This window comes from Methylobrevis albus (assembly GCF_015904235.1).
Lineage (GTDB): Bacteria > Pseudomonadota > Alphaproteobacteria > Rhizobiales > Pleomorphomonadaceae > Methylobrevis_A > Methylobrevis_A albus.
The window spans coordinates 91,402-104,636 of the sequence record NZ_JADZLT010000052.1; the positions used below are offsets into that span (position 1 = coordinate 91,402).

The following is a 13,235-nucleotide window of genomic DNA, read 5'->3' on the forward strand; positions in this document are numbered from 1 at the left end:
TCAAACGTGCCCAATTTCCGCTCTTCCGCCCGCTCACTTCGCCGCCCGCTGGCGACCCTGACGGCGCTCGCCGCCCTCGTCGTCGCCGCGCCGGCGGCGGCCCAGCAGTGCGGCAACGACGCCTCCGGCTTCTCCGCCTGGACCGCGGCCTTCAAGCAGCAGGCGATCGCGTCCGGCATCTCACCGCAGGTCGCAGCCACCCTCGATTCCGTCACCTACAACACCCAGGTAATCAAGCTCGACCGCGGCCAGCGGGCGACGTTCAAAACCGATTTCGCGAGCTTTGCGGCCAAGCGCGTCACCGGGGGGCGGATTTCGAAGGGCAAGCAGATGCTGACGAAGCACGCGCGCCTGTTCGACGCCGTCGAGGCGCAGTACGGCGTGCCGCGCGAGATCCTGACCGCGATCTGGGGCATGGAGACCGACTACGGCGCCGTCACCGGCAAGCTGTCGGTGGTGCGCTCTCTGGCGACGCTCGCCTACGATTGCCGCCGCTCGCCGTTCTTCAGCAACGAGCTGCTGGCCGCGCTCACCATCATCCAGCGCGGCGACAAGTCGCCGAAGGACATGGTCGGCGCCTGGGCCGGCGAGGTTGGCCAGACCCAGTTCCTCGCCTCCAACTACCTGAAGTACGCGGTCGATTTCGACGGCGACGGCCGGCGCGACCTGATCCGCTCGACGCCCGACGTGCTCGCCTCGACGGCGAACTTCTTGCGCGCGCACGGCTGGATCCCCGGTGCCGGCTACCAGCCCGGCGAGCCGAACTTCCAGGCGCTGGTCGGCTGGAACAAGTCGGAGAACTACCAGCGCGCCATCGCGCTGTTCGCCTCGAAGCTGAACTGAGCGCGGCCAGCCCCGGCCTCGCCGACCGGGCGCCGGCGCCCGGTCGGAAACTCACGGCTATACTGCGGGAGAACCAGGGATGAGCGTCCGTGCCTTCGTGTCCGGCGCCGCCGGGCTGCGGCTCGACCCGGCGGAGACGGCGTTCTTCGCCGAGGCGCAGCCGTTCGGGCTGATCCTGTTCCGCCGCAACGTCGAAAGCCGCGAGCAGGTGCGCGCGCTGGTCGACGAGTTCCGCAGTGCCGTTGGGCGGCACGCGCCGGTGCTGATCGACCAGGAAGGCGGCCGGGTGCAGCGGCTCACCGCACCGGTCTGGCACAAGGCGCCGTCGGCGGCGCGGGTCGCCAAGGCGGCGCGCGAGGGGGGGATGTACCTCGCGTGGATCGCCGGGCGGCTGATCGCGGCCGATCTCGCCGAAGTCGGTATCGACGTCGACTGCGCCCCCTGCCTCGACCTGCAGATTCCCGGCCAGAGCGAGATCATCGGCGACCGCTCGTTCGGCGAAGACCCGGAGACGGTGGCGGAACTCGCGCTCGCCTTCGCGCTCGGGCTCGAGAAGGGCGGCGTGATGCCGGTGATCAAGCACATGCCCGGGCACGGCCGCGCGCTGGTCGACAGCCACGAACGCCTGCCGGTGGTGGACGCGCCGCACGAGGTGCTCGCCGCCACCGACTTCGCCCCGTTCCGGACGCTCGCCCGCCTACCGGCGGCGATGACGGCGCATGTGGTCTATACGGCGATCGACCCGGCCGGCCCGGCGACGACCTCGCGCCGGGTGATCGACACCATCATCCGCGGCGAGATCGGCTTCGACGGGCTGCTGTTCAGCGACGACGTCTCGATGGGCGCGCTGTCGGGGACGATCCCCGAGCGGGCGCTGCGCTGCCTCGACGCCGGCTGCGACGTCGTGCTTCACTGCAACGGCTCGATGGACGAGATGACGGCGCTCGCGGGCGTGGTGCCGGCGCTGACGGCGGAAGCGGAACGGCGCGCGGCGGCGGCGCTGGCGACGATCCGCACGCCCGACCCGGACGATCTCGACGCCCTGCGCGCCGAACTCGCGCTGGCGCTCGCCGCCGCCGAGGCGCCGCTCGCCTGATCGGGCGGGGGAGCTCAGGAAGGCCTGCGGACGTGTCCGAGCGCACTGACCCCTTCGAGGAAGACCAGCCCGGCGCACGCCTCAGCGGCGAGCCGGCGCTGATCGTCGACGTCGACGGCTTCGAGGGCCCGCTCGACCTGCTGCTGACGCTCGCCCGTACCCAGAAGGTGGATCTGGCGCGGATCTCGATCCTCGCGCTCGCCGAGCAGTACCTCGCCTTCGTCGAGGAGGCGCGCAAGCTGCGGCTGGAACTCGCCGCCGACTATCTCGTCATGGCCGCCTGGCTCGCGTACCTGAAATCCCGCCTGCTGCTGCCGCCGACGCCCTCCGACGACGACGAGCCGAGCGGCGAGGAGATGGCCGCGCTGCTCGCGCAGCGGCTCCGCCGGCTGGAGGCGATGCGCGCCGCGGCCGCGCGGCTCGTCAACCGCGACCGGCTCGGCCGCGACGTCTTTGCCCGCGGCGCACCCGAACCGATCGCGGTGGACGGACGGCCGGCCTTCACGGCGACGCTCTACGATCTCCTCGCGGCCTATGCGGCGCAGCGTCAGCGCCAGATGGTGACGCGGGTGCACGTCAAACTGCGCACGGTGTGGTCGCTCGCCGAGGCGCGCGAGATCCTCACCCGGCTGATCGGCCGCATGGCCGACTGGACGCCGATCGAGCTGTTCCTCGCCCCCTACATGACGACGCCGGCCCTGCGCGCCACAGTGCGGGCGTCGGCGTTCTCGGCGAGCCTCGAGATGGTGCGCGAGGGCAAGCTGGCGCTGCGGCAGGCCGGGGCGTTCGAGCCGATCTATGTCAGGGCTGCCGACGGCCGGCCCGGCGAGGCGCCGGGCGGGGCGGACGACGGGGAGGGCGCGGCATGAGCGAGACCGGCCGCCCCGGCGCGACGATCGCGAACCTCGCCTCCGCCGACCGCCGCGAGGCGCTGCGTATCCTGGAGGCGATGCTGTTCGCCTCGGCAGAGCCGCTGACCGCGGCGACGCTCGCCGGGCGGCTGCCGGCGGGCACCGACCTCACGGCGCTGCTGCGCGACCTGCAGCAGGCCTATGCGGCGCGCGGCGTCAATCTCGTGCAGGTCGCCGGCGGCTGGATGTTCCAGACCGCGCCGGATCTCGCCTACCTCCTGCACCGCGAGGCGGCCGAGCCGCGCAAGCTGTCGCGCGCGGCGCTGGAGACGCTGGCGATCATCGCCTACCACCAGCCGGTGACGCGGGCGGAGATCGAGGAGATCCGCGGCGTCTCCACCTCGAAGGGCTCGGTCGACGTGCTGATGGAGGCGGGCTGGGTGCGGATGCGCGGCCGGCGGCGGGCGCCGGGGCGGCCCGTCACCTACGGCACCACGGATCACTTCCTCGTGCATTTCGGCCTGGACGCCATCGGCGACCTGCCGGGCCTCGAGGAACTGCGCGGCGCCGGCCTGCTGGAGGGGCAGGTGCCGCCGGGCTTCCGCATTCCGGTGCCGCGCGACGACGACATGCTGGCCCCCGACGAAGACCCCCTCGACGGGGCCGGGGTTCTCGACTACGGGAGACCGGACGGGGAGGACGGGGACAACGACGAGGGCGGCCCCGGCTGAGCGGCCGCAGCGGAGTGAAGATGCCGGGTACGCAGACACGCAAGCAGGTCGAACAGCCGCGCTGGGGCCGGCGCGGCACGGCGGGCGCCTCGATCGCCGCGCGACTGGTGTTCGACGACGTCTGCCACGCCTATGGCGACGCGCTCTCGGTCGATGGCGTGTCGCTCGACGTGCGTCCCGGCGAGGTACTGTGCCTGCTCGGCCGCTCGGGCTGCGGCAAGACCACCTTGCTGCGGGTCGCAGCGGGGCTCGAGCCGGTGCTCTCGGGCACGGTCTCGATGGACGGGCGCATCGTGTCCGCCGCGACGCTGCTGGAGCCGCCGGAGCGGCGCGGCATCGGGCTGATGTTCCAGGACTACGCCCTGTTTCCCCACATGACGATCCTCGCCAACGTGATGTTCGGCCTGAAATCGCTCGACCGCACCGAGGCGGCGCGGGCCGCACGCGCAGCGCTCGCCCGCGTCGGGCTCGAGGCCTATGCCAGCGACTATCCGCACGCCCTCTCGGGCGGCGAGCAGCAGCGGGTGGCGCTGGCGCGGGCGATCGTGCCGCGGCCGGCGATCCTCCTGATGGACGAGCCGTTCTCCGGCCTCGACAAGCGCCTGCGCGACGTGGTGCGCGACGAGACGCTCGCGGTGCTCAAGGAAACCGGCGCGACGGCGATCGTCGTCACGCACGATCCGGAAGAGGCGATGCGCATGGCCGACCGGATCGCGCTGATGAGGGGCGGGCGGCTGGTACAGGTCGGCACCCCCGCCGACCTCTACAGCGCGCCGGCCGATCTCTTCGTCGCGCGCTTCTTCGCTGAAATGAACGAGATCGAGGGCGATGTCGCCGCCGGTGCCGTCGCGACGCCGCTCGGCGCGATGCCGGCGCCGGGGCTGGCGGACGGCACCGCAGCGGTGGTCTGCGTCCGGTTGCAGGGGCTGAAGCTCGGTGCGCCGGGCGCCGGCAGCCCCGGTCGCGTGCTGCGCCGCCGCTTCCTCGGCGAGGTGACGCTGTTCGAGGTCGCCGTCGAGGGACTGGAGCGGCCGTTGCAGGCGCGGGTGCGCGACGACGTCGCCTTTGCCGCCGGCGACGAGGTCGCGATCACCGTCGACGCCCGCGACGTGCTGGTTTTCGCGAAGGATTAGGCTTTCGGGCCGGCCGGGACTGGACCGATGGCGCATGCGTGCCCATCTCTACGGAGAGCCTGGCCGTTCCGGGTGAGGGGCCGTGCGCAGGTCCCGGCGCCGGAAATGGTGGCGGATCAGGCTCCGGCCGGTTTGTTGCGGTGCCAAACCCTTTCTGCAATAGTGCCGGCCAAAATCGGGACCGCACGATACTGGAGTTTGGAAATATGGGTTCGTTCAGCATCTGGCACTGGCTCATCGTGCTCGCGGTGGTGCTGCTCCTGTTCGGCCGTGGCAAGATCCCCGAGCTGATGGGCGACGTCGCCAAGGGCATCAAGAACTTCAAGAAGGGCATGTCCGAGGACACGGCCGAGGCGAAGACGCTGGAGTCGAAGTCCGGCGAGCCGATGCCGACCGAGAAGGCCAAGGACGTCAACTCCCTCGGCTGACGGCCCGCCGCGCCGCCCCGGCGCGGTCCAACGAGGCCGATCCGCCCGTGCCGCCGGCGGCGCGGCCGGATCGACTCGTGACGTCCCGCGTGCTGGTGCGCGCAAGTCGCGGCGGTCCCTCCGCTGCCTGGAATTCCGCCCATGTTCGATATCGGCTGGACCGAATTACTCATCGTCGCCGTGGTGGCGATTCTCGTCGTCGGCCCCAAGGACCTGCCTCGGCTGTTGCGCACCGTCGGACAGTTCGTGAGCAAGGGCCGGCGGATGGCCGGCGAGTTCCAGAACCAGTTCAATGCGGCGCTGCGCGAGGCCGAGCGCGAGATCGACATCGAGGAGGCGCGCAAGGTCGTCTCCGACGTCAAGGCGCTGAACCCGCTCGAGGGGGTCAAGAAGGCGCTCGACCCGATCCGCACCGCGGGTGAAGACCTGAAGCGCGACATCCGCACGATCGGCAGCCCGGCGACTCCGCCCGCCGCGACATCGACACCCTCCGCCGTCACCACCGGCGCCAGCGCGGCCGCCGCCGCGACCGCCGGGCCGGGCGCTGCGGCGGCGCATGCCGCGCCCGCCGAGCCGGCATCGACGCCGCGGCCGGTCGACGTGCCCGCCCCGACGATCGTACCGCCGGCCGAGCCGCCGAGCTTTGCCGAGCCAGCCGCCCCGCCGCCGGCTCCGGCGGCGTCCAGCCCTCAGGCGCCGGCGTCCGAAATGGCCCCGCCCGCGCCGCAATCCCCCACGGCGGCGCCGACGCCCGCCGCACCGATCAAGACCGGTCCTGCCGGAGAGGGCGCATGAGCGAGGACGACGACATCGAGGCTTCCCGCGCACCGCTGATCGATCACCTGATCGAGCTGCGGTCCCGGCTGCTGAAGTCCGTGATCGCCATCGCGATCTGCTTCTTCGTCTGCTTCTATTTCGCGACGACGATCTTCAACATCCTGGTGATCCCCTACGAGAACGCCGCCGGTCTCGACCAGCAGGTGCAGCTGATCTACACCGCGCCGCAGGAGTATTTCTTCACGCAGCTGAAGATCGCGCTGTTCGGCGCGCTGTTCATCGCGTTCCCGGTGATCGCCAACCAGATCTACATGTTCGTGGCGCCCGGCCTCTACAAGAACGAGCGCCAGGCGTTCCTGCCGTTCCTGGTCGCGACGCCGATCCTGTTCCTGCTCGGCGCGCTGCTGGTGTTCTATTTCGTGATGCCGGCGATCATGACCTTCTTCCTGTCGATGCAGCAGGAAGGCGGCGAGGGGCAGGCGGCGATCCAGCTCCTGCCCAAGGTCAGCGAGTATCTCGGGCTGATCATGTCGCTGATCTTCGCCTTCGGCATCACCTTCCAGCTGCCCGTGATCCTGACGCTGCTCGCCCGCATGGGCGTGCTCACCGAGCAGTCGCTGAAGGACAAGCGGCGCTATGCCATCGTGCTCGCCTTCGTCGCCGCGGCGATCCTGACGCCGCCCGATCCGCTCAGCCAGATCATGCTTGCGGTTCCGACCATGCTTCTCTACGAAGTCTCGATCATTGCCGTCCGGATGATGGACCGGAAGTCGGAGGCCAAAGCGGCGTCCACCGATTCCTGAGCGGAATCGCACTTCGGGCTGGATCGGGGGCGGCGCACCCCGATCCCCAGCTTCCCGTCAGGACGCCGCCCCATGCTCGACATCAAGTGGATCCGCGAGGCCCCCGAGGCGCTCGACCGTGCGCTCGCGCGCCGCGGCGCCGCCCCGCTCTCGGCCGAACTGATCGCGCTCGACGAGCAGCGCCGCGCCCACGTCACCGCGCTGCAGGACGCGCAGGAAAAGCGCAATGCCGCCTCGAAGGAGATCGGCAAGGCCAAGGCGCAGAAGGACGAGGCGCGCGCCGCCGCGCTGATGGCCGAGGTCGCCGACCTCAAGGGCTTCATCCAGGCCGGCGAGCAGACCGAGCGCGAGCTCGACAAGGCGCTCGCCGACGCGCTCGCCGTGATCCCCAACGTGCCGCTCGACGACGTGCCCGACGGCCACGACGAGACCGGCAACGTCGTCTACCGCACCCACGGCGAGCTGCCGGCGCCGCAGAACTTCACCCGCGAGCACTTCGAGATCGGCGAGGCGCTCGGCCTGATGGATTTCGAGCGCGCGGCGAAGCTGTCGGGAAGCCGGTTCACCGTTCTGAAGGGCGGCCTGGCGCGGCTCGAGCGCGCGCTCGGCCAGTTCATGCTCGACCTGCATACGACCGAGCACGGCTACACCGAGGTCATCCCGCCGCTGCTGGTGCGCGACGAGGCGATGTTCGGCACCGGCCAGTTGCCGAAGTTCGCCGAGGACCTCTTCCGAACCACCGACGGCCGCTGGCTGATCCCGACGGCGGAGGTCTCGCTCACCAATCTCGTGCGCGAAGAAATCCTCGACGAGAAGGACCTGCCGCTGCGCTTTACCGCGCTGACCCCGTGCTTCCGTTCGGAAGCGGGCTCGGCCGGGCGGGACGTGCGTGGCATGCTGCGCCAGCACCAGTTCAACAAGGTCGAGCTCGTTTCGATCACCGCGGCGGATGCCTCGCTCGCCGAGCACGAGCGGATGCTCGCCTGCGCCGAGGAGGTGCTGAAGCGCCTCGATCTCCACTTCCGGGTGCTGACGCTCTGCACCGGCGACATGGGCTTCGGCTCGCAGAAGACCTGGGACATTGAGGTCTGGCTGCCCGGGCAGAAGGCGTATCGCGAGATCTCGTCGTGCTCGGTGTGCGGCGATTTCCAGGGCCGGCGCATGAACGCGCGCTACCGGGTCGCCGGCGAGAAGGCGACGCGCTTCGTGCACACGCTGAACGGCTCCGGCGTCGCCGTCGGCCGTGCGCTGATCGCGGTGATGGAGAATTACCAGAACGCGGACGGCAGCGTCACGGTGCCGTCGGCCCTCGTACCCTACATGGGCGGGACGACGCGAATCGGCTGACGGCCGACCCGGTACGACTGGTGGGCGGCACGGCGAGAGAGAAGGCGGACAGATGCGCATCCTGATCACCAACGACGACGGCATCCATGCGCCCGGGCTGGAGGCGCTGGAGCGGATCGCCGCAGCCGTCGGCGACGAGGTCTGGATCGTGGCACCCGAAACCGACCAGAGCGGCTTTGCCCACTCGCTGACGCTGCACGACCCGCTGCGTGTCCGGGAACTCGACGATCGCCGCTTTGCCGTGCGTGGGACGCCGACTGACTGCGTGATCATGGCGGTGCGCCAGCTGATGCCCGAGCCGCCGGACCTCGTGCTCTCCGGCGTCAACGCCGGCCAGAACGCGGCCGACGACGTCACCTATTCCGGCACCGTCGCGGCGGCGATCGAGGGCACGCTGCTCGGAATTCCGTCGATCGCGCTGAGCCAGGCCTACGAGTGGGCCGGGGAGGGCGAGATTCCGTTCGAGACCGCCGAGGCGCACGCCCCGGCCGTGATCCGCAAGGTCTTTGCGGCCGGCATCCCGAAGGGCACCCTCGTCAACCTCAACTTCCCCAACCGCGCCCCTGATGCCGTCGAAGGCGTCGAAGTCACCCGCCAGGGCGCCTCGCTGCACGGCCTCGGCATCGAGGCCCGCATGGATATCCGCCGCAAGCCCTACTACTGGCTGTTTTACGGGCGAACCTTCAAGGAGCCCGCGCCTGGCACCGATGTCGACGCGCTCGCGCGGGGATATGTATCCGTCACACCGCTGCGGCTCGACATGACCGATGACGAGAGCCTAGGCTGGCTTGGCTCGGCGATCGGCTGATCGGGGCGTGGCCGGGACAGCGGTCGTTTCCGGCATCGTCGGGGGGCGACCGCGACGCGGGCGCGGGATCTTGGAAAGTGGACGGTGCGATGATCGGCAGGGATGACGGCGCGGCTCACAGCGACACGTTCTTCAAGTTCAAGCCGCAGTCGATTTCAGGAAAAGTCACGGCGGAATCGCCGTCGGCCGGCGCCCACTGCCAGTTCTCGGGCCAGTGCCAGATGGGGGCCTTCAGCTACATTGGGGCGGGTTCAACCTGCAATAATGTCGATATCGGCCGTTACTGCTCGATCGCCCCGAACGTCGCCATCGGCCCGACCAACCATCCTCTCGACTTTCTGACGACCAACCTCGTTGCCTTCGGCAGTACCGGCCCGTTCAGCGGTTCGCAGGCCTTTCGCGAGATGCTGTCGGGCGAGAAATTCGGCGGTAACGTCCGGACCCGGATCGGCAACGATGTCTGGATCGGCCGCGGAGTGACCGTCGTGCGCGGCATCACGGTCGGTGATGGCGCCGTGATTGCCGCCGGCGCGGTGGTGACGAAGGACGTTCCGCCCTACGCGATCGTCGGCGGCGTTCCGGCCAAACTGATTCGGCACAGGTTTGACAGCGCCACCATCCAGCGGCTGCAGCGGCTGGCGTGGTGGAATTACGATCTCCGCCACGCGGTCGAGCACGGTCTGCGTTATGGCAACGTGCCGGCTGCGCTGGACCTCCTCGAAGAGTTGATCGCCGACGGGCAGTTGCCGACCTTCGAGCCGACGGTGCGGGTTCTCGACGCGAACACCAAGCTCTGAATCGGTCCTGGCGCTCGGCGCCGAACGGGCGAGCCGTCCCGGAGTTGCCGTCGTGACTTGGCGTTAACCGTGCCGCCGCCATAGATGATGGTCACCGGCACCCGGTCGCGGGAGCCACCGATCGAAGCTGATCCGATGTCCAACCCAGCCGCCCTGATCCTCAAACTGCGCAGCGCCGGCATCGTCGACCGCCGCCTTCTGGCGGCGCTCGAGCGCGTGCCGCGGCGGCTGTTCCTCGCCGCGCAGTACCAGCAGAGCGTCGATCTCGACCGGCCGCTGCCGATCGAGTGCGGCCAGGTGACGTCGGCGCCGACCGACATCGCGCGGGCGGTCGAGGCGCTGGAAATCCGGGCCGGCGACAAGGTACTCGAGATCGGCACCGGCAGCGGTTTCCAGACGGCCGTGATCGCGCAGCTCGCGATGCGGGTGGTCAGCGTCGACCGCTATCGCACGCTGATCGATCTCGCCGAAGACCGGCTGACCATGCTGAAGGTCGACAACGTCACCCTGATCGCCGCCGACGGGCTTTACGGCTTCACTCGCCACGCGCCCTACAACCGCATCATCGTCAACGGCGCGATCAAATCGGTGCCGGGGGCGCTGCTCGACCAGCTCGACGAGAATGGCCTGCTGGTCGCGCCGGTCGGCGAGGGGCCGACGCAGACGTTGGTGACCCTCCGCCGCCAGGACCGCACGTTCACCCGCACGGAACTGCGCACGGTGCGCTACCTGCCGCTGATCGAGGGCATGGCGGTCAAGCTGTAGGCTAGTCGGGCCAAGTCCGGCGCGCCCGGCCTCGCCCTTCGAGACGACCCGTTCCGGGTCTCCTCAGGATGAGGCCTTCGTAAGCTCACATCTCGCGGAAGGGGCTTGTCCTTTTCCCTCATCCTGAGGAAGGCGCGTAGCGCCTGTTTCGAAGGGCGAGGGAAAAGCCGAGGCGTCGGCATCCTCCCCCTGTGAGCCGCCGCGGCCGGTTTTCCAGGGCTCAGCAGGACCTGCCGCCACCCCTCACGGCCGCCGGATGCTGCCGACTTCCACCATGCGGTTGTCGTCGATCATGTCCCAGGCGGTCTGCTGGCGGGCCGACTGGCGCTTGATGTAGCGGTAGGGGGTTTCCTGCCAGAGCAGGATCTCGTCGGTCTTGTTGTCGAGCACGAGGTCGCCGCGGTCGGTGCGCACGGCGAGCACGGCATGGCCGTCGCCGACCTCGTCGCGCACCACGGTGATCAGCAGCGCGCTCGCCGGCCAGCCGTCCTCGATCAGCAGCTTGCGCTTCAGCAGCACGTAATCCTCGCAGTCGCCGACCAGCGCCGGATAGGCCCAGTGCTCGACGACGCCGTAGATCTCCTCGTCCGTCGCCGGCGAGATGGTGCGGTTGACGCTTGTGTTGGTGGCGTTGAGCCGGGCCATGGTCTTCGGGTCGAGGCGGACGATCTGGTTGACCTTGCCGTAGGTGCGACAGTCCCTCGGATTATCGCGGCAGAACTGGACAAAGCCGGCCGGCGGCGACGTGTTGCCGACAATCTGCATGCCGGCCGCCTGTGCCGGGGCCACGGCCGCGAGGCCGAGGAAGAGGCCGGCGATCAGCGACCAGGTTGCTTTCGTCTGCTTCGGCGCCATGGGTACCCCCCGTCGATCCATGACGAGAAGAATGACATGCGCGGCTTGAATTCACGTGAAGTATTATCTGTAAAACACCAAGCGCATTTAAGGGAAATCGCAATCTATTGGTCGTCAATCGTTAGCATTAATCATTCATGCATGCCGGGTGGAGGGCTTTAACGCCTCGTCAATGGTAAATGCTTCGGAAAGGGTTTTGCCAGCCCTCGGTGCGCCGCGCCGGCGGATCGGCAGGCGCAGAAACGCCGAAGGCCGGCCCGGATGTCCGGGCCGGCCTTCGATAGGGGCGATATGGAATTTCGGGACGTTTCGGGCGCCTCGGCGTCCCGGCGCGCTCCGGTCAGAGGTTGTTGGTGATCATCTCGGCGGACTGCAGCGAGCCGAACTCCAGCGCGACACCTTCCTCGAAGTGGCGCACGACCTTGGCGCGCATGCGGCCGAGGGTGACGGGCGAGCCGATTTCCGGGCGCACGTCCATGGTGACGGCGGCACCCGACAGCGAGACGTCGACGATGCGGCAGCGATACTCGCGCCCATCGGGCAGGGTGACCTGCGTATAGGGGTTCTTCGGCGTGATGCGCTCGTGGCGCCGGTCCTCGGGCAGGTTGAGTTCGTGCCGGTTGGCGAGCCAGGTGAGCTGGTTGGCGAGCTTGTCGCGCTTGCGCGCGGTGGCGTTCACCGTCATCGCGAAACCGCCGTCGATGATGCGGGCGATCTCGCCCTCGACGCGTCCGATGTGGTCGAGATAGGCGATCACGCGCTCGCCGACCTGTCCGGTCACCGGCGTCATCAGGGCGACGCCGCCGGGCGACATGTTGGCGACCTGGCACGGATATTCGTTGCGGTTCGGCAGCATGAAGCGGCCGAGGACGCTGACGTTGACGCGCTGGAAGCGGCGGCGCTCAGGTTTGAACTTCTTCTTCGCGCCGAGCGGCAAATGCTCTTTGATGAGGGTCATGTGCCAACGCCATGCTCGCAGGAATAGAACTGCCAGTCTTCATACCACAAAGACCGGTAGCCCGATTCACGATAGGCACGCGTGGTTAACGCCGCGTAAGCCGGCAGGCGCATCTTGCCGCGACCTGCAGAAAAAAGCCGGGAACCGCCCGAGAGCCGGATATCGGGCGGGCGGGTCCGCGGCGCGCTGCCTCATTCCGGCACAGCGCGGCGCCGGTGGAGCGTTGCGGGACCGGGCCGCGAGGCGCCGTCCGGCCGCCCGCCGTCACTCCTGTCGGCCACCCTCGTACACGGTCAGATGGGCGACCGTGCGTCCGCCGACCTGGCGCAGGCGGCGGTCGCCGACCGCGGCGCGGGGGCGCTCGGCGGTGAGCGGCTCGGCATCGGCCGGCTCGGCCTTGCGCAGGAAGGCGGGGGCCTCGTCCGGCCAGATCAGGCGCAGGCTCATGATCGGCTGGCGCACGATCGGGTGCAGGCCGAGCCAGTAGGGCTGCTCGTGCGGCGCGAAGCAGCCGATGATGCGGTTGTTGCGGCTGCCGCCATGGCGCAGCGGCAGGAACATGATCTCGACCGGCACGCTCTGGCCGCGCTCGTTCTGGGCCGCGAGGCCGACGATCGCGGCGGCGCCGTCCTCGACGATAGCGGCGAGCAGGGAGGCGACGGCCTCCCGGTCCTTGCCGGTCCACAGGTCGAGCAGATTGCGGCCCTTGAGCTCGCGGCAGTAGGCAGCGCAGAGCCGGGTGCCGGCGAGGCGGACGCTGTAGGTCTGCCGGTCGGTGGCCTCGAGAATGAAGGTGTCGCCGAGGATCTCGCGGATGTCGCCGGGCTCGACCTCGTGCCGGTCCGGGGCGACGCGGCGTCCGCGGAGCCGGGTCCAGTACTCGAACAAGGTCTGAGTCACTTGATGCTTCATGTCCTCGGTGCTCCCGTCGGCGATCCGGTCTTGCGGCCGGTCGCGGCGTCCGGCGGGTCGGCGACGTGTCCACCTTCGGAACAGATCGCCGGCCCGGCGGCCGCCTTGCCTGTCTCATGAGCAGTTCGCAT

The 13,235-nt window shown here is 69.5% G+C and carries 15 protein-coding genes; 12 read left to right on the forward strand and 3 right to left on the reverse strand.

All coding sequences use genetic code 11. The features are described 5' to 3' along the window. The first annotated feature begins 6 nt into the window (after positions 1–6). The 12 genes from I5731_RS14100 (at position 7) to I5731_RS14155 (ending at position 10,379) form a co-directional block, all read left to right on the forward strand. Positions 7–843, forward strand: coding sequence for a lytic murein transglycosylase (locus I5731_RS14100; RefSeq protein ID WP_328838856.1), 837 nt, complete (start codon positions 7–9; stop codon positions 841–843). 79 nt (positions 844–922) lie between these two features. Continuing rightward, positions 923–1,939: a beta-N-acetylhexosaminidase gene (gene nagZ / locus I5731_RS14105; protein ID WP_197312044.1), complete on the forward strand. Its 1,017-nt coding sequence runs from the start codon at positions 923–925 to the stop codon at positions 1,937–1,939. A gap of 32 nt (positions 1,940–1,971) precedes the next feature. Continuing rightward, the gene (locus tag I5731_RS14110; protein ID WP_197312045.1) at positions 1,972–2,808 is read left to right on the forward strand and encodes a segregation and condensation protein A; all 837 of its coding nucleotides are present in this window, start codon (positions 1,972–1,974) and stop codon (positions 2,806–2,808) included. Continuing rightward, the gene (gene scpB / locus I5731_RS14115) at positions 2,805–3,521 is read left to right on the forward strand and encodes an SMC-Scp complex subunit ScpB (protein WP_197312046.1); all 717 of its coding nucleotides are present in this window, start codon (positions 2,805–2,807) and stop codon (positions 3,519–3,521) included. The genes I5731_RS14110 and scpB overlap by 4 nt, the downstream gene beginning before the upstream one ends. Positions 3,522–3,541: 20 nt before the next feature. Then, complete coding sequence (locus tag I5731_RS14120) at positions 3,542–4,654, forward strand: ABC transporter ATP-binding protein (protein WP_197312047.1); 1,113 nt, start codon at positions 3,542–3,544, stop codon at positions 4,652–4,654. Between the two features lie 206 nt (positions 4,655–4,860). Then, the gene (locus I5731_RS14125; protein ID WP_197312048.1) at positions 4,861–5,082 is read left to right on the forward strand and encodes a twin-arginine translocase TatA/TatE family subunit; all 222 of its coding nucleotides are present in this window, start codon (positions 4,861–4,863) and stop codon (positions 5,080–5,082) included. Between the two features lie 141 nt (positions 5,083–5,223). Continuing rightward, complete coding sequence (gene tatB / locus I5731_RS14130) at positions 5,224–5,877, forward strand: Sec-independent protein translocase protein TatB (RefSeq protein WP_197312049.1); 654 nt, start codon at positions 5,224–5,226, stop codon at positions 5,875–5,877. Beyond that, positions 5,874–6,662: a twin-arginine translocase subunit TatC gene (gene tatC / locus I5731_RS14135; RefSeq protein WP_197312050.1), complete on the forward strand. Its 789-nt coding sequence runs from the start codon at positions 5,874–5,876 to the stop codon at positions 6,660–6,662. The genes tatB and tatC overlap by 4 nt, the downstream gene beginning before the upstream one ends. Before the next feature lie 72 nt (positions 6,663–6,734). Further along, the gene (serS, locus tag I5731_RS14140) at positions 6,735–8,009 is read left to right on the forward strand and encodes a serine--tRNA ligase (protein ID WP_197312051.1); all 1,275 of its coding nucleotides are present in this window, start codon (positions 6,735–6,737) and stop codon (positions 8,007–8,009) included. A 52-nt stretch (positions 8,010–8,061) separates the two neighbouring features. Beyond that, the gene (gene surE / locus I5731_RS14145; protein WP_197312052.1) at positions 8,062–8,817 is read left to right on the forward strand and encodes a 5'/3'-nucleotidase SurE; all 756 of its coding nucleotides are present in this window, start codon (positions 8,062–8,064) and stop codon (positions 8,815–8,817) included. Between the two features lie 77 nt (positions 8,818–8,894). After that, positions 8,895–9,614 (forward strand): CatB-related O-acetyltransferase, encoded by a 720-nt coding sequence (locus tag I5731_RS20035; protein ID WP_197312053.1) that lies wholly within the window; start codon positions 8,895–8,897, stop codon positions 9,612–9,614. Positions 9,615–9,749: 135 nt separating this feature from the next. Continuing rightward, a complete protein-coding gene (locus I5731_RS14155) occupies positions 9,750–10,379 on the forward strand; it encodes a protein-L-isoaspartate(D-aspartate) O-methyltransferase (RefSeq protein WP_197312054.1) in 630 nt (209 codons plus the stop codon). Between the two features lie 243 nt (positions 10,380–10,622). On the opposite strand, the gene I5731_RS14160 is transcribed toward I5731_RS14155, so the two are convergent. From I5731_RS14160 to I5731_RS14170, 3 genes are all read right to left on the reverse strand, one after another. After that, complete coding sequence (locus I5731_RS14160; RefSeq protein WP_197312055.1) at positions 10,623–11,234, reverse strand: transglutaminase-like cysteine peptidase; 612 nt, start codon at positions 11,232–11,234, stop codon at positions 10,623–10,625. Between the two features lie 340 nt (positions 11,235–11,574). Continuing rightward, entirely contained in the window at positions 11,575–12,192 is a 618-nt protein-coding gene (locus I5731_RS14165) for a PilZ domain-containing protein (RefSeq protein ID WP_197312056.1), read from the reverse strand. A gap of 264 nt (positions 12,193–12,456) precedes the next feature. Beyond that, on the reverse strand, positions 12,457–13,092 hold the full coding sequence (locus I5731_RS14170) for a PAS domain-containing protein (protein ID WP_197312057.1): 636 nt from the start codon (positions 13,090–13,092) through the stop codon (positions 12,457–12,459). Between the last annotated feature and the right edge of the window lie 143 nt (positions 13,093–13,235).